Below are 19,632 nucleotides of genomic sequence, written 5' to 3'. Positions count from 1 at the left end.
GACATTGTTAAGCACCTTCGCCCTCTTGAGTAGTTGAGTCAATCAACAAGGGCGACAGGTAGCCTGACACGGAGGGGTTTGTAAAAAAAGTGAGTCGCCGTAAGGGCGAAACCGTAATAAGCCATCACCGCAGCAACGGATATGTACTCCCAATCAGCCAAAAAAACGATGTCTACTCAGGCAACTCAACCAACCCATCAACATCCGTCATCGCCCGCTCCAGCAAATCCGCCGGCAAACTCTTGCTCGCCCGCGCACCGAGCAACTTCAATTGCTCACTACGACTGACCAGATTACCGCGCCCCTCTGTCAGCTTGTTACGCGCCGAGCTGTAAGCCTTGTCCAACTGCTGCAGGCGATTGCCGACTTCATCCAGATCCTGAATAAACAACACGAACTTGTCATACAGCCAACCCGCGCGCTCGGCGATTTCCCGGGCGTTCTGGCTCTGCCGCTCCTGCTTCCACAGACTGTCGATCACCCGCAACGTGGCCAGCAGCGTAGTCGGGCTGACAATCACGATATTACGGTCAAACGCTTCCTGAAACAGCGCAGGCTCAGCCTGCAACGCTGCGGAAAATGCCGCTTCGATCGGTACGAACAGCAAAACGAAATCGAGGCTGTGCAAGCCTTCCAGGCGCTTGTAATCCTTGCCGGCCAGACCTTTGACGTGATTGCGCAGCGACAACACATGCTGCTTGATAGCGATCTGCCCCAACGTGTCGTCATCTGCCGCAACATACTGTTGATACGCGGTGAGGCTGACTTTGGAATCGACCACCACCTGCTTGTCGCCGGGCAGGTAAATGATTACATCGGGCTGGAAACGTTCGCCGTCCGGGCCTTTGAGATTGACCTGTGTCTGATACTCGCGGCCCTTCTCCAGACCTGCGTGCTCAAGAACGCGCTCAAGGATAAGTTCGCCCCAATTGCCTTGGGTTTTCTGGCCCTTGAGCGCGCGGGTCAAGTTAGTCGCTTCGTCGCTCAAACGCAGATTCAACGCCTGCAAACGCTCCAGTTCCTTGGCCAGCGAGAAGCGCTCGCGGGCTTCGGCCTGATAGCTTTCTTCCACGCGTTTTTCAAACGACTGGATGCGCTCTTTCAACGGATCAAGCAACTGCCCGAGCCGCTGCTGGCTGGTTTCGGCAAAGCGCTGCTCACGCTCATCGAAGATCTTGCCGGCCAGCTCGGCGAATTGCGCGCGCAGTTCATCGCGCGAGCCTTGCAGGTCGTTGAGACGTTGTTGATGGCTTTCCTGTTGCTCGCGAAGTTCGGCACTCAGCGAGGCCGCGTGGGCGTCGAGGCGGCGCAACTCAGCGTCTTTGTTGGCGCGTTCGAGGTTCCAGGCGTGGGAGGCGTCGCGGGCGTCATCGCGCTCGATCTGCAGCAATTCGACTTCACGGCGCAGGGCGGCGAGGTCTGCCTGCTTGGCGGCGTTGGCCTGGCCGAGGTCGGCGATCTCATCGCGGCTGGCTTCAAGCTGCGCGTTGAGGCCGTCCTGAGCCAGTTGCGCCATGGCCAGGCGCTCTTCGAGCAAGGCCAGGTCAGCCCGGGCGTTGCTGGCCCGGCGTTGCAGTTGCCAGGCCAGTGCCAGCAGCGGCACTCCTGCTGCCGCAAGACCGAGCAATATGCTGGTCAAGTCCATAGCCATAGCGACTCCTGCCAATCGGATAAAGCCTGAAGGTTAACCAAGGCGTCAGGGCTTGGACAGCTCAGTCTTCGATCAGACCGAGTTCCTGCTGCGCACGACGGTCACCGGCGCGGGCGGCCTGACGCAGCAGCTCCTGACCGATACGCCGGTCACGGGCGTTGCCGCACTCCCGACAGATCAATTGGCCGAGACGGCTTTGTGCAGCGACCACACCTTCACGGGCCGGTTGCTTGAGCAGACGGCCAGCGAGGTGTTTGGCGCTGGGACTGTCGCTCAGGCGCGGCGCATCGAGCAGCCACTCAGCCACACGTACGGAAAAACGCTTGGGAGCGGTAGCAGAGGTCGGATTGGAGGTAACAGAGTCTGATACTGAGCGAAACTTCATAAAGCACTGCGGGACAGATCGGAAGGCGCGCCACTTTACTCTCTTTTTCTTACAGGTAAAGTCGAAAAAAACCCGGCACGCCCGTCCTAGAGCAAGCGCTAGGGACAATCCACAGAAGCTGTGGATAAGTCAGTGGACAACCGCTCTCCGATCCTCGCAAAGCCTTATGGAACGGGGCTCGCAGTCAAACTGACGATTTTTTCACCAACAAAAAAAGGCGATATTTTTCATTGACTTAAACTTTTGATACAGGCAGCCACTGGAGTCAGGATCGATGTGACAGTTGCGTTACGCCCTGTGCAACTAATGTGCACAAGTACCTTTGAGCCGGTTATATGCGTGCGCTTTTTCGGGTCATTTTGCGCAGCGGGAAAGGTCAAGAGCACCCATGAAAAAACGTCGCCGCCGACGAATGGTTGACCGCGACGATGCCCTCCTAACCTTTTTTACTTCGGGATTTGCTTCGCTCGAAAGGATCCGTTACTATCCGCGGCGTTAGTACCAAGCTGAAAGTCAATTCCGGTCGAACATCTCCCCACGGTCAACTTCCAACAGGAAGACACTACCGAAAAAAGCGGGAACGACCCCTCGATGGTTTCCAGGTAAATCTTGTGACGACGCTGCCTTTGAACGAAAGCAAAGGGCGTTGCGAAGAACACTTACTCTGACCGAACCAACCTGCAAATTGATCAGGATCTTCACCCCGGGCCCAGAACCTTTGCCCTCGCTGTGATGCCTGTCCTCCTAAGTACCTACCTGCCAGCCCAAGCGCGCTCACTTATCAGCGCTTCAAACTGGCTGCTTTGTTCCAGTCGGGTTCTTCGTTCGATCAATGGTGATCAACGTTACTGGAACGTTTTAACGTTGCACGGTTCTTATCCGTGTCATTTGTAGGAACACCTAATAACTATGTCTACTCAAATCCAGACTCAGGATGCCATTCGCACCCTAACCAACGCTTTTGCTCCAATGAACTGCCTGATCATGGCCGCTCGCAAAGGCTGCTTCAGCTTCACCGTGGTCAATGAACACGGCATCGCTCGTCACAGCGAGCGTTTGTACCCCGATCAATACTCCAGCGCCGAACCGCTGCAGGCCGTGATCGAGCGTACCCGTCAGGCACTGGTTGCCTGAAAGCCGGACAGGCTGCAAAAGCAAAGCCCTGCTGAAAAGCGGGGCTTTTTATTGCCTGATATTTCACTTTTAGCGCTGCGCTTCTAAGCATGTTCCGGTCTAACGCCCGCACAGCCGTGGCGGAAATATTTTAAAAACAGACCTTTACACGCTGAATATGACACTACACTTCAACTCAAGCGGCTTGACCCGCTTGCGGCGAGCCTGAGTCGATCCACTGCTGCCAAGGCCCCTTCAGGACTCGCCCTCAACAACAAGAACCGAGGGTGTTATGGGTATCGCTGCCAGCGAACTGTGCCGCTATGTGATCCGTCCCACATTGATCTATCTGGGACGCCACTGCGCAACCGCCGAATCCCTGCTGCTGGGCATTGCTGCAAGCCAGTCAGCCCTCGGGTCTGCCCTGCATGACCGCCGTGGCCACGGCCTCTACCGGATCGCCGAACATCGCCATCAGGCACTCTGGGACGATTATCTGGCGCTCGATCCGGAGCGCGCCAGTCTCGTGCGCGGCCTGGCCAGCCAGCACGCGTTTCTCAGCGGCCCGCACCTGGAGCTGACCGTCAACCTGCGTTACGCCACGGCCATCGCCTGGCTGCTCGTAGAAGAACAGAACCCCACCCTCCCCGCTCCGACCGACCTGCTCGGCATGGCGCGCATCTGGCGCCAGACCTTTCAACCGCAAGGCCGTTTGCGCGACTTTACCTGCGCTTGGCAAACCTGTGTTTCACCGCTGAATCAGGTCGCTTGCTGACCAAGCGGTTTCACAAGTTCTCACAACAAGTCGCCATTTTGGTCGGATTGTCCTACAAAACCGCTCTAAATCAAGGCTTGCAGGCTATAGCGCTGGGACGAAAATGTTGGTAATTTTCGCCCCGGTGATCACCAGGAGTTCTAATAATGAAAAAAGTCATGCTCAAAACCACCCTTAGCCTCGCCGTTACCCTTGCCTCCACACAAATCTTCGCGGCAGGTTTTGCCCTCAACGAACAAAGCATCAGTGGGATGGGGACTGGTTTTGCCGGGCGATCTTCTTCTGCCGACGACGCAAGCACTGTTTATGGCAACCCGGCCGGCATGGCGCGCATCAAGCGCGAACAGGTCACCGGCGGCGTCGCCGTTGTCGATGCACACACCGATATCAGCAACGCCAGCTCCAGCCCGAATGGCGGCAGCAACAAAGGCGACATGGTGCCCTTCACCGCTGTACCTATGGGCTTCTATGTAAAACCGATCGATGACCACTGGGCATTCGGTCTTGGTGTGTACGTACCGTTCGGTCTGATCACGGACTACGAAAATGGCTTCGCCGGCCGGTACTTCGGCAGCAAGTCTGAAGTACAAGTCATCACCTTCCAGCCAACCGTCAGCTACGCCTTCAACGACAAGGTATCGATCGGTTTCGGCCCGACCATCAACCGCATCGACGGCTCGCTGGAATCCAACCTCTCGATCACCCAGGCACTGCCGGACGGCAAGGTCAAGATCAAGGGTGACGACACCGCGCTGGGCTACAACGTCGGCTTGCTGGTCCAGGCCACCGACACCACCCGCCTGGGCCTGACCTATCACTCCAAGGTCGATTACAAGCTCGAAGGCGACACCAAGGTCAACTACGGCGCACTGGCGCTCGTGGGTGTCGGCGCCAACCAGAAGTACGACGCTTCGCTGAAGATCACCACACCGGAATCCGTGGACCTGTCGGTCACCCAGGCGATCAACGATCGCTGGAACGTCTACGCCGGTACCACCTGGACTCGCTGGAGCCAACTGGACAAGATCACCGTGAAGAACTCCGGCGTGCAACCTCTGCTGGCCGGTCAGTTCGGTTCGATCAACGAAGACCAGAACTGGCATGACTCCTGGGCCTACGCAGTGGGTACCTCGTACCAGTTGAACAAGGAATGGGTACTGCGTACCGGTCTGACCTTCGACCAGTCGCCGACCAACAACGAAGACCGCTCGCCTCGTATCCCGACTGGCGACCGCACCATCTTCAGTATCGGTGCCGGCTGGAGCCCGACCGACGACCTGACCATCGACGTCGCGTACTCGTACCTGAAAGAAGAGTCGGTCAAGATTCGCAACGAAAATGCTCGTGGCCAGACTTACGATGCCAAGTATGAAAACTCGGCAAACGGCTTCGGTGTCGGCGCGACTTACCGCTTCTGATGCACCGTGGCGAGGCTAACCCCTCGCCCACGAAAAAGCCCCGCTCTCTTCGCAGAGGCGGGGCTTTTTCTTGCCTGAAAATTTGTACAACCCGTAGGAGCTGACGAGTGCAACGAGGCTGCGATCTTTTGATCTTGAATTAGAGGTTCAAAAGATCGCAGCCTCGTTGCACTCGTCAGCTCCTACAGGATCATCACAAGGCTTCAGGGCTTCAGCGGTTTGGAGGCGATTGCCTTCTCGATCGCAGCGATAAACTCGGGATCATCCGGTTTGGTCAAACTGGAAAAACTCGCCACGACCTTGCCCTGCCGATCCACCACGTACTTGTAGAAATTCCACTTCGGCGCATTGCTCTGCGCGGCCAGAACCTGAAACAGATGCGTGGCGTCGTCGCCGCGAACTTTCTGCGGCTCGGTCATGTTGAAGGTCACGCCATAGTTGGCGTAGCAGACCTTGGCGGTTTCCGCGCTGTCCTTGGATTCCTGCTTGAAGTCATTCGACGGCACGCCAAGCATCTCCAGCCCTTGCGCCTTGTAGCGTTTGTTCAGCGCCTCGAGCCCTTCGAACTGTGGAGCGAAACCGCAGAAGCTGGCGGTATTGACCACCACCAGCGGTTTGTCGGCGTACTGCTTGCAAAGATCGATGGATTCCTTGGCGCGCAGCTTGGGCAGCGAGCCTTGCAGCAGCTCAGGACAATCGGCGGCCTGGGCCAGGCCAGTCAACGCCATCAGCAACGCGGGAACAGCACACCAGCGCATCAACATGTCGAACTTCCTTGGGCAGTCATCAGGCTTTGACGTTACTCGCCACGCTGCGATCTAGCAAATGCTCATGCCCAATTGCATCAGCGCCAGCCCGCCGCGCTGCCAGCCCCACCACACCAGCGCCAAGAGCGCAGCAGCCACTGCGGTGACGGCGAATCGCGCGCAGATCCTGCTCATGCGGCGCTCGCAGCGGCTTGCAGGCGCGCCACCGGACGCTCGCGTACCGGCCAGTTCAACGCCGCTGCCAGCAGGCTCAAGAGAACCGCCACTTGCCAGATCAAGTCATAACTCCCGGTGCGGTCATACACCACCCCTCCCAGCCAGCCGCCAAGGAACGAGCCGAGCTGATGGAACAGAAAGACGATGCCGCCGAGCATGGACAAATTGCGCACGCCGAACAAGGTCGCCACCGTACCGTTGGTCAACGGCACCGTCGACAGCCACAGAAAACCCATGGCCATGCCGAACAGATAAGCCGACGTGGTCGTCACCGGTAACCACAGGAACAGCACAATGACCACCGCGCGCAGCAGGTACAACGCCGTCAGCAGACGCGGTTTGGACATGCGGCCACCGAGCCAGCCAGCGGTGTAAGTGCCGAAAATGTTGAACAGGCCGATCAAGGCCAGCACCGTGGTGCCGACGGTCGCCGGCAGATGCTGATCGACCAGATACGCCGGCAGATGCACACCAATGAATACCACCTGAAACCCACAGACGAAAAAGCCGAACGCCAGCAGCCAGAAACCGGAATGCGAGCAGGCTTCGCGCAGTGCTTCGGAGAGGGTTTGTTCGTGGCCGAGAACCGGCAGCGGCTTGTCTTTGAGCATGCTCACCAGCGGCACGATCATAGCCACCAGCAGGCCCAGCACCAGCAATGCAGCGGACCAGCCCAGCCAGCCGATCAAGCCGAGGGTGCCCGGCAACATGGCGAACTGGCCGAACGAACCGGCAGCGCTGGCAATGCCCATGCCCATGCTGCGTTTGTCGGCCGGCACGGCGCGGCCGACCACGCCGAGAATTACCGAGAACGAAGTGCCGGACAAACCAATGCCGATCAACAGGCCGGCGCTCAGCGACAAAGTCACCGCCGAGTCGGACAGGCCCATGAACACCAGGCCCAGCGCGTAAAGCACGCCGCCGACCAGCACCACTTTCGCCGCGCCGAAACGATCAGCCAGCGCGCCGGTGAACGGCTGCGCCAAGCCCCAGATCAGGTTCTGCAGGGCGATGGCGAAGGCAAAGACCTCGCGCCCCCAGCCGAATTGCGCGCTCATCGGCGACAGGAACAGACCAAAACCGTGGCGCACGCCCAATGACAACGCCAGGATCAGCGCGCTCCCCAGCAACACCCAACCGCAAGTACGCCACATCGTTGTCATTGTTATTCTCCAGTCGCGGGTATATACCCGCTTGAACTCGAAGAAACCGGCGTCAGGCCAGTTCGTCGAGCAATTTGAGCAAGGTTTCGCGCTTCTCGGCACCGAGACGGTCGATCAGCCGCTGTTGCGCCGCTTCCCACGCCGGCAATGCCGCTGCCAGGCGCTGCACACCGGTTTCGGTGAGCCGGACGATGCGGTTGCGCATGTCCTCGCCTTCGGCCAGCGCCACCAGACCTTCGCCCTCGAGCACCCGCAAATTGCGTCCCAAAGTGCTGCGATCCAGACCCATGGCTTCGGCCAGTTCGGAAATGCTCGGCTGCTCCAGCCGCTGCAGATTGCACAGCAGAGAATACTGGGCAACGTTGATCCCGAAGCCATCGAGAGCGCCGTCGTAATGCCTGCTGACGCCACGCGCGGCGCGACGCAGGTTGGTGCACAAACACTGAGAAGGAAGCATGATGCGTGTATATACCCGCGAGTGTGTTAAATCAAGTTACACATGAGTTTATTCTGAACATCATTGCTGCCGGTGAGGCCGCCTTCGCGAGCAGGCTCGCTCCCACAGGGGATTGCATTTCGAAGGTAGGAGCGAGCCTGCTCGCGAAGGGGCCGGCATCATCTACGCAAATCCTTCAGACCAAAGCGAGCCCCACCAACACCCCCATCTCCAGCAATTCCAGCAGCGCCCCCGCCGTGTCCCCGGTAGTCCCACCCAACCGCCGCATCATCAAACGCCGCAGCCAGACAAACCCAACCAGCGAAATCAGCACCGCGCCGAAACCGGCGATAAACACGCAGCCCAGCGCACTCAACCCCAGCACCCACCACCCCGCTTTACGCGGCAGATGATCGGCCAGTGCCTGACCCAAGCCACCCGCACGCACATACGGCGTAGTCAGAAACAACCCCAACAGCGCCGCCCGCCCGAGCACCGGCACGATGATCAGCGCCAGGGTATGCCCTTGTTCGATTAGTGCCAGCAACGCGGCAAATTTGAGCAACAACACCAGCACCAGCGTGACCACCGCAATCGGCCCGCTGCGCGGATCTTTCATGATCGTCAGCGTGCGCTCGCGATCACCGAAGCCGCCGAGCCAGGCATCGGCGCTGTCCGCCAAGCCATCGAGATGCAGCGCGCCGCTGAGCAATACCCACACGGTCAGCAACAGTGCCGCATGCAGCAACATCGGCGCGCCGGCCAACAACAGATTCAACGCATAGAGGATCAGCCCGAACAGCAATCCCACCAGCGGATAAAACAGCAGCGAACGGCCAAGCTGTTGCGGCTCGGGCATGCCTGACAGGCGAATCGGCAGGCTGCTGAGAAACTGCAAGGCGATCCACAGCGGCAACATCTCAGTGGCCTTCCTTGAGTGCGCCGTCGCCCTCGACCGTCAGCGCAAACAGCGCGCCGTGGCCGACTTCGACATTGAGCAACTGTTCGCGCGGCAGCTCTCGTGCCTGCGCCAGCAACAAGCGCATCACGCCGCCGTGGCTGACCAGCAGAATCCGTTCACCGGCGTAAGCCGCCTGCAACCGCGCAACTGCCGCCAACACCCGTGCGGAAAACGCGCTGACCGGCTCGCCTTGCGGTGGCGTGAAGCCATAGGGATCAGCCCAGAACAGCCCCAGCGCTTCGGCATCCGTTTCCATCAACGCCGCCGCGCTCTGCCCTTCCCACGCGCCGAAATGCAGCTCTTGCAGATCCTTGTCCAGATGCACGGACAGGTTCAATTGCTCGCCAAGTTCGGCGGCAAAGCGCGCGCAACGCTGCAATGGCGAGCTCACAATGCGATTCCACGGCCCGCCTTCGACCACCGCTGCACGCATCTGCGTCCAGCCGTTTTCAGTCAGCGCATCGTCGAGGCTACCGCGCAAGCCACCGCCGAGCTCCGTTTCGCCGTGGCGCAGCAGATCCAGACGCAGGCTCACGCCGGGCGATCCGCGACGGCCGCTTCGGCGAACGTCGCCATTTGCCCGTGCAGGTCACAGGCCAGACGCAACAACGGCACCGCCAACGCCGCGCCACTGCCCTCGCCCAGACGCAGGCCGAGTTCCAGCAACGGTTCGGCGCTCAAGGTTTCCAGCACATGACGATGGCCTGGCTCGGCACCGCGATGGCCGAACAACAGCCATTCATGACAGGCCGGATTCAAGCGCACTGCGACCAGCGCGGCGACGGTACAGATAAATCCGTCGACCAGCACCGCGATGCCTTCCTGCGCGCAGGCCAGATAAGCGCCGACCAACGCGGCAATCTCGAAACCGCCGAGATTCAACAGCGTCTGCAAGGCATCGCCACGCTGCGTGACATGCAGCGCCAGCGCGCGCTCGATGACTTGCGCCTTGTGGCTGACGCCAGCGGCATTCAGCCCGGTACCGGGACCGGTCAGGTGCGCCACCGGGCAATCGAGCAAGGCACAGGCCAGCGCACTGGCCGCCGTGGTGTTGCCGATGCCCATCTCGCCGCCGATGAACAACTGGGTACCGGCGGCTTTCGCGCGCGACACGCTTTCGCGACCGGCCTGCAAAGCCAATTCGCCCTGCGCCTGAGTCATCGCTGCGCCCTGGACGAAATTCGCCGTTCCCGCACCAATGTTCAGATGGCGCACGCCGGGCAGGTTCAGCGCCGGATTCACCGTGCCCAGATCGACCACTTCCAGTTGCGCACCGAGCTGACGCGCCAGCACGCTGATCGCCGCGCCGCCGCTGACGAAATTCAGCAGCATCTGCCCGGTGACTTCCTGCGGATAAGCCGAAACACCCTCCGCCACCACGCCATGATCGCCAGCGAAAATCGCGATCCAGACTTGATCCAGCGTTGGCTTGAGCTGACCTTGCAGACCGGCCAGTTGCACGGCCACCGATTCAAGGCGCCCCAGCGAACCGGCCGGTTTGGTCAGTTGCTGCTGGCGCTCGGTCGCTTGCGCGATGATGTCCGAGTTCACGGTTTTGCACGGGTTCAGCCACCAGGTCGGGCTCATAACGCAGGTCCTTTCAAAGTCAGGGGCAGGCCGGCGACGGTCAGGACAACTCGCTGACAGCGCTCGGCCAGAGCTTGATGCAGCCAACCGGCTTCATCGACATAGCGGCGAGTCAATTCGCCCAGCGGCACGACACCCATTCCGGTCTCGTTGCTGACAAAAATGATTTCACCCGGCAACGACGCCAGGCAGTCGAGTAAGGCTTCACGCTCGGCGGCGAGACGTTCAGCGTCGTCGAGCATCAGCAGGTTGGTCAGCCACAAGGTCAGGCAATCGACCAGCAGGCAGCGCTCGGCGCCGGCGGATTCGCGCAGCACGCGGGCCAGTTCCAGCGGCTCTTCGATCAACGCCCATTCGACCGGGCGGCGTGCGCGGTGATGGGCAACGCGCTGGTTCATTTCGCCGTCCAGCGGCTGGCTGGTGGCGATGTAGGTCACCGCCAGACGGCTGTCACTGGCGAGTTTTTCCGCCAGACGACTCTTGCCGGAGCGGGCGCCGCCGAGGATCAATTGGAGCATGGGTTCATCCAAAAATGTGTGGTAAGGCAACCGGCCCCTTCGCGAGCAGGCTCGCTCCCACCGTTGATCGCAGTTCCCTGTGGGAGCGAGCCTGCTTGCGAAGAGGCCAGCCCGGACAACTCAAATCCCGCAGAGCTGGCGCAGCAGCCCGGTATCCAGATGCTTCTCCACCAGATCCGCCAGCCGCTCGATATCACGCTCGCGCAAGCCGTGGTAATCGACCTCTTGCACATCACTCAAGCCCGCCCAGCGCAACAACGCCGCGCTCGCCTCGGGGGATTCGAACAAGCCGTGCAGATAGGTGCCGAACACTTGGCCATCGGCACTTTGCGCACCATCGCAACGACCGTCGTCCAGATGCACCGCCGGGTTTTCCAGTGCCGGTCCGCTGGTTACGCCAGCATGGATTTCGTAACCGCTGACGTCGGCGTCTTCCAGCGCCAGTCGACCGCGCACATTGCGCAGTTGCTTGTCGGCTTCGAGCTGCGTTTCGAACGCCAGCAGCCCCAGACCGGCGCTGGAGCCGGCAGCGCCCTCGAGCCCGAGCGGGTCGTGCACCTGTTCACCGAGCATCTGCAGGCCGCCGCAAATCCCCAGCACCTTGCCGCCGTAGCGTAGATGCCGATTGATCGCCGCGTCCCAACCGTTGGCGCGTAGATAAGCCAGATCACTGCGCACGCTTTTCGAGCCCGGCAGGATGATCAGATCGGCGGCGGGAATTGCCTGCCCAGGGCCGACAAATTGCAGATCGACCTGCGGATGCAGACGCAGCGGGTCGAAGTCGGTGTGATTGCTGATGCGCGGCAGCACCGGCACCACCACTTTCAACACTTGCTCGGCCTTGTCGGTCTGGCGTTGGTCGATGCCGTCCTCGGCCTCAAGGTGCAGGTCCATCACGTAGGGCAACACGCCGACCACCGGTTTGCCGGTGCGCTGCTCCAGCCAGTCGAGGCCCGGTTGCAGCAAGGCGATATCGCCGCGAAAGCGGTTGATGATGAAGCCTTTGACTCGCGCCTGTTCGCTCGGCGAGAGCAATTCCAGCGTGCCGACCAAATGCGCAAATACGCCGCCGCGATTGATGTCGGCGATCAGCAAAACCGGGCAATCCACTGCCTCGGCAAAGCCCATGTTGGCGATGTCGCCGGCACGCAGGTTGATCTCCGCTGGCGAACCGGCGCCTTCGACCATCACCAGCGGATACGCCGCGCTGAGCCGCGCATGGGAAGCGAGCACCGCTTGCATCGCGATGGCCTTGTAATCGTGATAAGCCACGGCGTTCATCGTCGTCACCGCGCGGCCATGAATGATCACTTGCGCGCCGGTGTCGCTGTTGGGCTTGAGCAATACCGGATTCATGTCGGTGTGCGGCTCGAGACCGGCCGCTTGCGCCTGCACTGCCTGCGCGCGGCCGATCTCGCCGCCATCAGCGGTCACTGCGCTGTTGAGCGCCATGTTCTGCGGTTTGAACGGCACCACCGCCACGCCCTCGCGGGTGGCCCAGCGGCACAGGGCCGTCACCAGTGTGCTTTTGCCGGCATCGGAGGTGGTGCCTTGCACCATCAGAGTGGTCATGGGTGGTCCTTGGCGAACGCTTGCAAAGCCTGTTCGAGACGCAGCGCTTGCGCGGCATCCGCTGGCAGGCCGAAACGCACGCTGCTGTTGTGGCTGAACAGGCGCAGGAGGATGCCGCGCCGGGCGAGGAATTCGTGCAGCGCCTCGGCGTGCTCGGTGATCAGCCACTGAAACAGTGCGCAGCCGCCCTGCGGTGCAAAACCGCAACGGGTCAGCAGCGCCACCAGCCGTTCGCTCGCTTCATCGCTGCGGATCCGCTGACGGGTATGCCCCTCGGTGTCTTGCAGGCACGCCGTACCAAGCACCCGCGTCGGCCCGCTCACTGCCCACGGCCCGACCTGTTCGGCGAGCAGTTTGAGCAACTTGCGTTCGGCCAGAACGAAACCGAGGCGCACCCCGGCCAGGCCGAAAAACTTGCCGAACGAACGCAACACCACCAGCCCGACCTGATGCGCATAGGGCGCCAGGCTCAGTTGCGGCGTGTTGTCCATGAACGCTTCATCGACCACCAGCCAGCCGCCGCGTTGCGCCAGCCGCGCATGCCAGTCGAGCAGGCGCGCCGGGGTCAGGCTCAGACCGGTCGGATTATTCGGATTGACCACCACCAGTACATCGAGGCTGTCGAGAAAGAATTCGACTTCCTGCTCGAGCACTTCACGGACGATGTAACCGCTGCGCCGCCAGGCTTCGGCATGCTCGGCATAGCACGGCGACAACACGCCAACCTTGCCGGCCCGGCGCAAACGCGGCAGCAACTGGATGGCCATTTGCGAACCGGCCACCGGCAACACCTGCGCGGCGCCGTAGTAATCGCAGGCCGCCTGTTCCAGTCCGTCATCGGTTTCCGGCAAGCGCGCCCAGGCGCGCAGCGGAATCTCCGGGATCGGGAACGGCCACGGCGCGAGGCCGCTGGACAGGTCGAGCCAGTCGGCCTCGGCGATCCCGTAATCGAGTGCAGCCTTGCGCAGTCGGCCACCGTGCTCAAGCATAAAATTCCGCCCCCAGGCAAAGCATCAGCAGCCACAACCATACGCCGCGCTGGACCAATTGCCAGCCACGCTCGATGGAATCGGCATCGGCCGGCGCACCTTCGCCCAGTTGCGGGCGCTCATGCCGTTCGCCGTGATAGATCGCCGCGCCACCCAACTCGACGCCCAGCGCACCGGCACCGGCCGCCATCACCGGGCCGGCGTTGGGGCTGTCCCATTTCGGCGCCTGGGTGCGCCAGCACTTCAGTGCGAGTCGGGTTTTGCCGAGCAGTGCGTAGGTCAATGCCACAAGACGCGCAGGAATGTAGTTCAACACGTCGTCGATTTTCGCCGCCGCCCAGCCGAAACGTTCGAAGCGTTCGTTGCGATAACCCCACATCGCATCCAGGGTATTGCTCAGGCGATACAGGACCACGCCCGGCGCGCCGGCGACGACAAACCAGAACAGCGCAGCGAATACCGCATCGCTGCCGTTCTCCAGCACCGACTCAGTCGCGGCGCGGGCCACCGCAGTGCTGTCGAGTTCATCGGTCTGGCGGCTGACCAGATAGCCGACGCGCTTGCGCGCCTCGTCCAGATCATCGGCGCGCAACGCAGCCGCGACCGGCGCAATATGTTCGCCGAGGCTGCGCATGCCGAGGGCGCAATACAGCGCGAGGATCTCGACGATCCAGCCGACATAGGGTGCCCAGGAAAGTGCCGTGGCGAGCAGGGTCAGCGGCAGCACTGCGAGCACCCATGCGGTCACACCATGGCTGCGCCAACCACGACCGCCGGCGTTGAAGCGTTGCTCGATGCGCCCGGCAAAATTGCCGAACGCCACCAGCGGATGCCAGCGTTTCGGTTCACCGAGCAGCGCATCCAGCGCTACCGCAGCGACACTCAGCAACGCCACACTCATTGACTCACTCCCCAATAATTTTCGTACAGCAACTCGTTCAGCGGTCGCGCCTGCGCCCAGCCTTCAAGCACCAGCATCGGCGCCGGATAGAACTCCTTGACCGGGCCGAGACACAACACCGCCAGCGGCTTGGCACCGGCCGGCAATTTGAGCAAATCCGCCAGGGCCTGCGGCTCGAACAGCGAGACCCAGCCCATGCCCAGACCTTCAGCGCGGGAGGCCAGCCACAGATTCTGGATCGCGCAGGACAGCGAAGCCATGTCCATTTCCGGCAACGTGCGCCGACCGAAAATGTGTTTCTCGCGATCATCCATCAGCGCCGCCACCAACACTTCGGCGCAATCGTTGATGCCTTCGACCTTGAGCTGCATGAACTCATCGCTGCGCTCGCCAAGGGCTTCGGCGGTGCGGATACGTTCGTCTTCGACGAGATCGCGGATCTGCCCGCGCAAAGCACGATCGCTGATACGAATGAAGCGCCACGGCTGCATCAGGCCGACGCTTGGCGCTTGATGAGCGGCTTCGAGCAGACGACGCAGCAACTGCGGCTCGACGCTTCCGCCAGTGAAATGGCGCATGTCGCGACGTTCGGCGATGGCTTTGTAGACCGCTGCGCGTTCGGCTTCGGAGAATGTGTTGTCGGTCATGGCCCTTTCGCGAGCAGGCTCGCTCCCACAGGGTTCAGGTGATCCATTGTGGGAGCGAGCCTGCTCGCGAAGGCGGCCTCACGGTCTGGCGCAAACAATGCAGCAATCGCGGTCGGATTGGACGGAAAATAAAAGTGCACATAGGAAGCCGTCATCCGCCCCTCGCGATAAACCGCCTCAGCGCCGCGCCCGCCATTGGGACTCAGCCCACGGGCAATCGGCGTCAGCTCGGTGGTGGTCAGCGAATGATGGTAGGTATGCCCACGCAACTCCCCTTCCGGCAGCTCAACCGCTTGCAAAGCCAGCGCCGCCAGACGCTTCTGCATCACTGCATCGCCCTTGAGCAAACCGACCAGCTCAGCACGAGTACCTTCGACATCAGTCAGCGAATCAAGCAGATAAAGCATCCCGCCACATTCAGCGAGCAACGGCTTGCCCGCCGCGTGGTGCGCGCGGATTGCTGCAAGCATCGAGGTGTTCTGCGCCAGCGCGACGTGATGCAGCTCTGGATAGCCGCCCGGCAAATACAGGCTGTCCGCCTCGGGCAATTGCGTGTCGCGGATCGGCGAGAAGAACTGCAGCTCGGCGCCCATCGCCCGCAGCAGATCGAGACTGGCGCCATAGGTGAAGGCAAACGCTTCATCGCGGGCGACGGCGATGCGCACACCTTTCAATAAGGGCTCGGCGTCAATGACGTCAGGCGCGGCGAATTCAACGGCCGGTGGCAGTGCAACTTGGCAACTGCTGGCGAGCGCATCGGCGGCCGCGTCGAGACGCAGATCCAGATCATTCAATTCGCTGGCCTGAACCAGGCCCAGGTGGCGGCTCGGCAATTCGATGCCGGTCTCGCGGGACAGTGCGCCGTACCAGCGCAGACCTTCGGTGAGGCTGCCTTCGAGCAATTGCGCGTGGCGCAAGGTGCCAACGCGGTTGGCCAGCACGCCAGCGAACGGCAAGTCCGGCTGATACTTCGCCAGGCCCAGGGCCAAAGCGCCAAAGGTCTGCGCCATGGCGGTACCGTCGATCACCCCAAGCACCGGTACGCCGAAGTGGCGCGCCAGATCAGCGCTGGATGGCGTGCCGTCGAACAGGCCCATCACGCCCTCGATCAGAATCAGGTCGGCCTCGGCGGCGGCTTCCCACAACAGCCGGCGACTTTCCTGCTCGCCGACCATCCACATGTCCAGTTGATACACCGGTGCACCGCTGGCGCGCTCGAGGATCATCGGGTCGAGAAAATCCGGCCCGCACTTGAATACGCGGACTTTGCGCCCCTGATTGCGATGCAATCGGGCGAGCGCTGCGGTGACGGTGGTCTTGCCCTGACCGGAGGCCGGCGCGGCGATCAGCACCGCCGGGCAGTGACGTGATTGCTTCAAAGTTCGACGCCTTTCTGCGCTTTGATTCCGGCCTGGAAGGCGTGTTTGAGCATGCCCATTTCGGTAACTGTGTCGCCCATCTCGATCATTTCCGGCTTGGCGCCGCGACCGGTAACGACCACGTGTTGCATCGGCGGACGCGCCTGCAAATCGCTGAGCACCTGATCGAGATCGAGGTAGCCGTGCTTGAGGGCGATGTTCAATTCATCGAGCACCACCAGACCGATCGAAGGGTCGCGCAACAATTCGCGCGAGACTTCCCAAGCGGCAGTCGCTGCGGCGATGTCGCGCTGACGATCCTGGGTTTCCCAGGTGAAGCCTTCGCCCATGACGTGGAAACGCACCTGCTCGGGGAAGCGGCGGAAGAACAATTCTTCGCCAGTGCTGTTGCGGCCCTTGATGAACTGCACCACGCCGCACTGCATGCCGTGGCCCATGGCACGGGCGAGCATGCCGAACGCCGAGCTGCTTTTGCCTTTGCCATTGCCGGTCAACACCAGCACCAGGCCGCACTCGTCGGGCGAATTGGCGATGCGTTCGTCGATCACGGCTTTCTTGCGCTGCATGCGCGCCAGATGGCGTTCGTCACGCTCGGGGGAATCAGTCATGGGGGAGCTCTCCGTTGAGGCTGGATAACGGCGGGCAGGCACAAGAATAGACGGCAAAAAGCCTGGCATCGCCCACCGTGATGCCGCTGAGATGGATCAGGCCGGTCTCCGGGCTCATGAGCGGCGGTTCGCCTGACTGCGCGCCTTCCCGCTTCTTTCGAGGCAGTGGCTCAAGGCGCAGTTTTCACTCATTTACCGTTGCGGGGGCAGCGCCGGGATCGTCGTGGCTTCGCTTGAAGTCCACCCTCACCGGCTTCCCTGTTTCACTCTGTCGACGCGGGGCCACAGAGCACCTGAAACAAGCGGCGAAGGTTAGAGGGTTGGGGGTGGAGCGTCAATTGAAGAGGCGCTTCGGGCGCGAATAACTGCCGCTGATCAATTGTGCAGCGGCAATCTTGTGCCAGACTGTGACAAGTGATATCAAAGAGCCATGCTTTTTTCCAAAAAGCCCACTACAACAATAAGGATGACGACGATGCAAGGCATGATCATCAGCAACCCGCGCCTGGAATTTCTGCGCCCGGTGCTGGAACGCTGGTTTGACTGTATCGATCGCTACAACACAGTACGCGGCGACAACGACACGCCGTACTGGCACGACGAGAAAGCCAATCTCGGCCTGCTCTCGGCAGCGGCGTGGATGGCGGAAATGGTCACACTGACCGACACGGCCACGCGCAAACAGAACGAAGAAGGCGAGCGCAATGCCCGCGCGGACCTGCTGATTGCCGGCGCCGAAGACCGCGCGTTCATTCAGGCCACGCAACGCTGGCCACGGGTCAACAGCCTCAACCTGACCCTGGCCCTGCTCGACATCACCGTGGATGCCAAACGCATCAGCTACGCCAGCGACCTGAAGCTCGGCTGCCTCTTCGTCGCTCCGCAAAAAGCCCAGCACAGCGCCAGCCCCGAAGAACTGCAGGACATGGTCGACGACCTGCAAAAGGAACACACCTGCGCATTGGCCTGGTATTTCCCCTACGCCTATCGCAAATTGCACAGCGACGCGGGCAACTATCATCCGGGCATCGCCGTGCTGTTCAAGGAAGCCCGCGGTTGAGCAGTTGAACCATCGGGCCTGCGCCCTCCTCTATGTTTAGGAATGCATTCATAGGGAAGATCAGCAATGCGCAAGGCCCAACTCGCTCTTATCATCGCCGTCGCAGGCGGGCTCGCCGCCTGCGGTGAAACCTCCAGCCTGCAAGTCTCCGACGGCACCGGCCCGTCGCCGAAATTGCCCGAACCGAACAAGACGCTGATCCCGACAGTCAACATCGCCCCGGCGGTGGGCTGGCCGGACGGCACGAAACCGACCGCAGTGGCCGGTACCCAGGTCGCCGCGTTTGCCGAAAGCCTTGATCACCCGCGCTGGCTCTATGTGCTGCCAAACGGCGATGTGCTGGTGGCGGAAACCAACGCGCCGCCCAAGCCTGACGACAGCAAAGGCATTCGCGGCTGGGTGATGAAGAAAGTCATGGGCAAGGCCGGCGCCGGCGTGCCCAGCCCGAACCGCATCACCCTGCTGCGCGACGCCGACCACGATGGCGTCGCAGAAACCCGCACGGTGTTCCTGCAGAATCTCAACTCGCCGTTTGGCATGACGCTGGTTGGCAACGATTTGTACGTAGCCGACACCGACCGCCTGCTGCGTTTCAATTACGAGCCGGGCGCCACCGAGATCAAGACCCAACCGATCAAAGTTGTCGACTTGCCCGGCGGCACGTTGAATCACCACTGGACCAAGAACGTCATCGCCAGCAAGGACGGCAGCAAGTTGTACGTCACCGTCGGCTCGAACAGTAACGTCGGCGAAAACGGTCTGGATCAGGAAGAAGGCCGCGCCGCGATCTGGGAAGTCGATCGCGCAACCGGCAATCACCGGATCTTCGCCTCGGGTATCCGCAACCCCAACGGCCTCGCCTGGGAACCCACCAGCGGCGCATTGTGGACAGCGGTCAACGAGCGTGACGAAATCGGCAGCGATCTGGTGCCGGACTACATCACCTCGGTTAAGGACGGCGGCTTCTATGGCTGGCCATTCAGCTATTACGGGCAACACGTCGATGAGCGAGTCAAACCGCAGAATCCGGATCTGGTGGCCAAGGCCATCGCGCCGGATTACGCCGTCGGCCCGCACACGGCTTCGCTGGGTCTGACTTTCGCCGAGGGCAACAGCCTGCCGGCGCAATTCAAGGAAGGCGCGTTCATTGGCCAGCACGGCTCGTGGAATCGCAAACCGCACAGTGGCTACAAAGTGATCTTCGTGCCGTTCACTGGCGGCAAGCCGACCGGGCAACCGGTGGATGTGCTGACCGGCTTCCTCGACAAGGACGAAAACGCGCTGGGCCGCCCGGTGGGCGTGGTGATCGATCAGCAAGGTGGCTTGCTGGTGGCGGATGATGTCGGGAACAAGGTGTGGCGCGTTTCGGCCACGAAGTGATGTTGAATGTGACCTGAAACAACTGTGGGAGCGAGCCTGCTCGCGAATGCGTAGTGTCAGCCTCCATTGAATTGGCTGATACACCGCTTTCGCGAGCAGGCTCGCT

The 19,632-nt window shown here is 61.4% G+C and carries 21 protein-coding genes and 1 riboswitch; of the genes, 5 read left to right on the top strand and 16 right to left on the bottom strand.

What is annotated here, in order from left to right:
* Positions 1 to 172: 172 nt before the first annotated feature.
* Positions 173 to 1,537 carry a DNA recombination protein RmuC gene (locus AC4IHP_RS23985; RefSeq protein ID WP_460125270.1) on the bottom strand — a complete coding sequence of 455 codons (1,365 nt, stop codon included), beginning with the start codon at positions 1,535 to 1,537 and terminating at the stop codon, positions 173 to 175.
* A 175-nt stretch (positions 1,538 to 1,712) separates the two neighbouring features.
* Positions 1,713 to 2,036, bottom strand: a complete 324-nt coding sequence (locus AC4IHP_RS23980) for an SEL1-like repeat protein (RefSeq protein WP_217850707.1) — start codon at positions 2,034 to 2,036, stop codon at positions 1,713 to 1,715.
* 909 nt (positions 2,037 to 2,945) lie between these two features.
* Here AC4IHP_RS23980 and AC4IHP_RS23975 point away from each other — a divergent pair.
* From AC4IHP_RS23975 to AC4IHP_RS23965, 3 genes are all read left to right on the top strand, one after another.
* On the top strand, positions 2,946 to 3,170 hold the full coding sequence (locus AC4IHP_RS23975; protein ID WP_016773719.1) for a hypothetical protein: 225 nt from the start codon (positions 2,946 to 2,948) through the stop codon (positions 3,168 to 3,170).
* A 271-nt stretch (positions 3,171 to 3,441) separates the two neighbouring features.
* Positions 3,442 to 3,924 (top strand): hypothetical protein, encoded by a 483-nt coding sequence (locus tag AC4IHP_RS23970; RefSeq protein ID WP_041479533.1) that lies wholly within the window; start codon positions 3,442 to 3,444, stop codon positions 3,922 to 3,924.
* Between the two features lie 146 nt (positions 3,925 to 4,070).
* A complete protein-coding gene (locus AC4IHP_RS23965) occupies positions 4,071 to 5,342 on the top strand; it encodes an OmpP1/FadL family transporter (RefSeq protein ID WP_460117604.1) in 1,272 nt (423 codons plus the stop codon).
* A 203-nt stretch (positions 5,343 to 5,545) separates the two neighbouring features.
* Here AC4IHP_RS23965 and AC4IHP_RS23960 read toward each other — a convergent pair whose 3' ends face one another.
* The 14 genes from AC4IHP_RS23960 to cobO all read right to left on the bottom strand — a co-directional run bounded on the left by AC4IHP_RS23960 (position 5,546) and on the right by cobO (position 17,086).
* Positions 5,546 to 6,106, bottom strand: coding sequence for a glutathione peroxidase (locus AC4IHP_RS23960; RefSeq protein WP_071171497.1), 561 nt, complete (start codon positions 6,104 to 6,106; stop codon positions 5,546 to 5,548).
* 54 nt (positions 6,107 to 6,160) lie between these two features.
* Positions 6,161 to 6,283 (bottom strand): hypothetical protein, encoded by a 123-nt coding sequence (locus AC4IHP_RS23955; protein WP_268747873.1) that lies wholly within the window; start codon positions 6,281 to 6,283, stop codon positions 6,161 to 6,163.
* Positions 6,280 to 7,488 carry an MFS transporter gene (locus AC4IHP_RS23950; RefSeq protein WP_460117601.1) on the bottom strand — a complete coding sequence of 403 codons (1,209 nt, stop codon included), beginning with the start codon at positions 7,486 to 7,488 and terminating at the stop codon, positions 6,280 to 6,282. The genes AC4IHP_RS23955 and AC4IHP_RS23950 overlap by 4 nt, the downstream gene beginning before the upstream one ends.
* Positions 7,489 to 7,540: 52 nt before the next feature.
* Positions 7,541 to 7,945 (bottom strand): MarR family winged helix-turn-helix transcriptional regulator, encoded by a 405-nt coding sequence (locus tag AC4IHP_RS23945; RefSeq protein ID WP_016773714.1) that lies wholly within the window; start codon positions 7,943 to 7,945, stop codon positions 7,541 to 7,543.
* A gap of 175 nt (positions 7,946 to 8,120) precedes the next feature.
* Positions 8,121 to 8,843, bottom strand: coding sequence for an adenosylcobinamide-GDP ribazoletransferase (locus AC4IHP_RS23940; RefSeq protein WP_490832913.1), 723 nt, complete (start codon positions 8,841 to 8,843; stop codon positions 8,121 to 8,123).
* Position 8,844: 1 nt separating this feature from the next.
* Complete coding sequence (gene cobC / locus AC4IHP_RS23935; RefSeq protein ID WP_490832912.1) at positions 8,845 to 9,420, bottom strand: alpha-ribazole phosphatase family protein; 576 nt, start codon at positions 9,418 to 9,420, stop codon at positions 8,845 to 8,847.
* Positions 9,417 to 10,472, bottom strand: coding sequence for a nicotinate-nucleotide--dimethylbenzimidazole phosphoribosyltransferase (cobT, locus tag AC4IHP_RS23930; protein WP_490832911.1), 1,056 nt, complete (start codon positions 10,470 to 10,472; stop codon positions 9,417 to 9,419). The genes cobC and cobT overlap by 4 nt, the downstream gene beginning before the upstream one ends.
* Positions 10,469 to 10,990, bottom strand: a complete 522-nt coding sequence (cobU, locus tag AC4IHP_RS23925; protein ID WP_460117593.1) for a bifunctional adenosylcobinamide kinase/adenosylcobinamide-phosphate guanylyltransferase — start codon at positions 10,988 to 10,990, stop codon at positions 10,469 to 10,471. Before cobU ends, cobT begins: the two co-directional genes overlap by 4 nt.
* Before the next feature lie 120 nt (positions 10,991 to 11,110).
* On the bottom strand, positions 11,111 to 12,562 hold the full coding sequence (locus AC4IHP_RS23920; RefSeq protein ID WP_490832910.1) for a cobyric acid synthase: 1,452 nt from the start codon (positions 12,560 to 12,562) through the stop codon (positions 11,111 to 11,113).
* The gene (gene cobD / locus AC4IHP_RS23915; RefSeq protein ID WP_041479542.1) at positions 12,559 to 13,551 is read right to left on the bottom strand and encodes a threonine-phosphate decarboxylase CobD; all 993 of its coding nucleotides are present in this window, start codon (positions 13,549 to 13,551) and stop codon (positions 12,559 to 12,561) included. Before cobD ends, AC4IHP_RS23920 begins: the two co-directional genes overlap by 4 nt.
* Positions 13,544 to 14,452 carry an adenosylcobinamide-phosphate synthase CbiB gene (cbiB, locus tag AC4IHP_RS23910; protein WP_490832909.1) on the bottom strand — a complete coding sequence of 303 codons (909 nt, stop codon included), beginning with the start codon at positions 14,450 to 14,452 and terminating at the stop codon, positions 13,544 to 13,546. Before cbiB ends, cobD begins: the two co-directional genes overlap by 8 nt.
* Positions 14,449 to 15,099 (bottom strand): 5,6-dimethylbenzimidazole synthase, encoded by a 651-nt coding sequence (bluB, locus tag AC4IHP_RS23905; RefSeq protein ID WP_460117587.1) that lies wholly within the window; start codon positions 15,097 to 15,099, stop codon positions 14,449 to 14,451. Before bluB ends, cbiB begins: the two co-directional genes overlap by 4 nt.
* A complete protein-coding gene (locus tag AC4IHP_RS23900; RefSeq protein ID WP_490832908.1) occupies positions 15,096 to 16,478 on the bottom strand; it encodes a cobyrinic acid a,c-diamide synthase CobB in 1,383 nt (460 codons plus the stop codon). Before AC4IHP_RS23900 ends, bluB begins: the two co-directional genes overlap by 4 nt.
* Positions 16,475 to 17,086, bottom strand: a complete 612-nt coding sequence (cobO, locus tag AC4IHP_RS23895) for a cob(I)yrinic acid a,c-diamide adenosyltransferase (RefSeq protein ID WP_016773703.1) — start codon at positions 17,084 to 17,086, stop codon at positions 16,475 to 16,477. The genes AC4IHP_RS23900 and cobO overlap by 4 nt, the downstream gene beginning before the upstream one ends.
* An 82-nt stretch (positions 17,087 to 17,168) precedes the next feature.
* Positions 17,169 to 17,398: riboswitch (cobalamin riboswitch) on the bottom strand.
* 163 nt (positions 17,399 to 17,561) lie between these two features.
* Between cobO and AC4IHP_RS23890 the strand changes: the two genes are divergently transcribed.
* Together AC4IHP_RS23890 and AC4IHP_RS23885 are read left to right on the top strand one after the other, a co-directional pair.
* Positions 17,562 to 18,146 carry a hypothetical protein gene (locus tag AC4IHP_RS23890; RefSeq protein ID WP_490832907.1) on the top strand — a complete coding sequence of 195 codons (585 nt, stop codon included), beginning with the start codon at positions 17,562 to 17,564 and terminating at the stop codon, positions 18,144 to 18,146.
* A gap of 66 nt (positions 18,147 to 18,212) precedes the next feature.
* On the top strand, positions 18,213 to 19,526 hold the full coding sequence (locus AC4IHP_RS23885; RefSeq protein ID WP_490832906.1) for a PQQ-dependent sugar dehydrogenase: 1,314 nt from the start codon (positions 18,213 to 18,215) through the stop codon (positions 19,524 to 19,526).
* The last annotated feature ends 106 nt before the right edge of the window (positions 19,527 to 19,632 follow it).

It is taken from the genome of Pseudomonas sp. UF-293, assembly GCF_058245595.1.
This window is presented reverse-complemented; position numbering and strand designations above follow the sequence as displayed.

Coding starts and splice junctions, on each gene's coding strand:
- AC4IHP_RS23980 (WP_217850707.1), bottom strand. CDS start 2,036: ATGAAGTTTCGCTCAGTATCAGACTCTGTTACCTCCAATCCGACCTCT.
- AC4IHP_RS23975 (WP_016773719.1), top strand. CDS start 2,946: ATGTCTACTCAAATCCAGACTCAGGATGCCATTCGCACCCTAACCAAC.
- AC4IHP_RS23970 (WP_041479533.1), top strand. CDS start 3,442: ATGGGTATCGCTGCCAGCGAACTGTGCCGCTATGTGATCCGTCCCACA.
- AC4IHP_RS23965 (WP_460117604.1), top strand. CDS start 4,071: ATGAAAAAAGTCATGCTCAAAACCACCCTTAGCCTCGCCGTTACCCTT.
- AC4IHP_RS23960 (WP_071171497.1), bottom strand. CDS start 6,106: ATGTTGATGCGCTGGTGTGCTGTTCCCGCGTTGCTGATGGCGTTGACT.
- AC4IHP_RS23955 (WP_268747873.1), bottom strand. CDS start 6,283: ATGAGCAGGATCTGCGCGCGATTCGCCGTCACCGCAGTGGCTGCTGCG.
- AC4IHP_RS23950 (WP_460117601.1), bottom strand. CDS start 7,488: ATGACAACGATGTGGCGTACTTGCGGTTGGGTGTTGCTGGGGAGCGCG.
- AC4IHP_RS23945 (WP_016773714.1), bottom strand. CDS start 7,945: ATGCTTCCTTCTCAGTGTTTGTGCACCAACCTGCGTCGCGCCGCGCGT.
- AC4IHP_RS23940 (WP_490832913.1), bottom strand. CDS start 8,843: ATGTTGCCGCTGTGGATCGCCTTGCAGTTTCTCAGCAGCCTGCCGATT.
- cobT (WP_490832911.1), bottom strand. CDS start 10,472: ATGAGCCCGACCTGGTGGCTGAACCCGTGCAAAACCGTGAACTCGGAC.
- cobU (WP_460117593.1), bottom strand. CDS start 10,990: ATGCTCCAATTGATCCTCGGCGGCGCCCGCTCCGGCAAGAGTCGTCTG.
- AC4IHP_RS23920 (WP_490832910.1), bottom strand. CDS start 12,562: ATGACCACTCTGATGGTGCAAGGCACCACCTCCGATGCCGGCAAAAGC.
- cobD (WP_041479542.1), bottom strand. CDS start 13,551: ATGCTTGAGCACGGTGGCCGACTGCGCAAGGCTGCACTCGATTACGGG.
- cbiB (WP_490832909.1), bottom strand. CDS start 14,452: ATGAGTGTGGCGTTGCTGAGTGTCGCTGCGGTAGCGCTGGATGCGCTG.
- bluB (WP_460117587.1), bottom strand. CDS start 15,099: ATGACCGACAACACATTCTCCGAAGCCGAACGCGCAGCGGTCTACAAA.
- cobO (WP_016773703.1), bottom strand. CDS start 17,086: ATGACTGATTCCCCCGAGCGTGACGAACGCCATCTGGCGCGCATGCAG.
- AC4IHP_RS23890 (WP_490832907.1), top strand. CDS start 17,562: ATGCAAGGCATGATCATCAGCAACCCGCGCCTGGAATTTCTGCGCCCG.
- AC4IHP_RS23885 (WP_490832906.1), top strand. CDS start 18,213: ATGCGCAAGGCCCAACTCGCTCTTATCATCGCCGTCGCAGGCGGGCTC.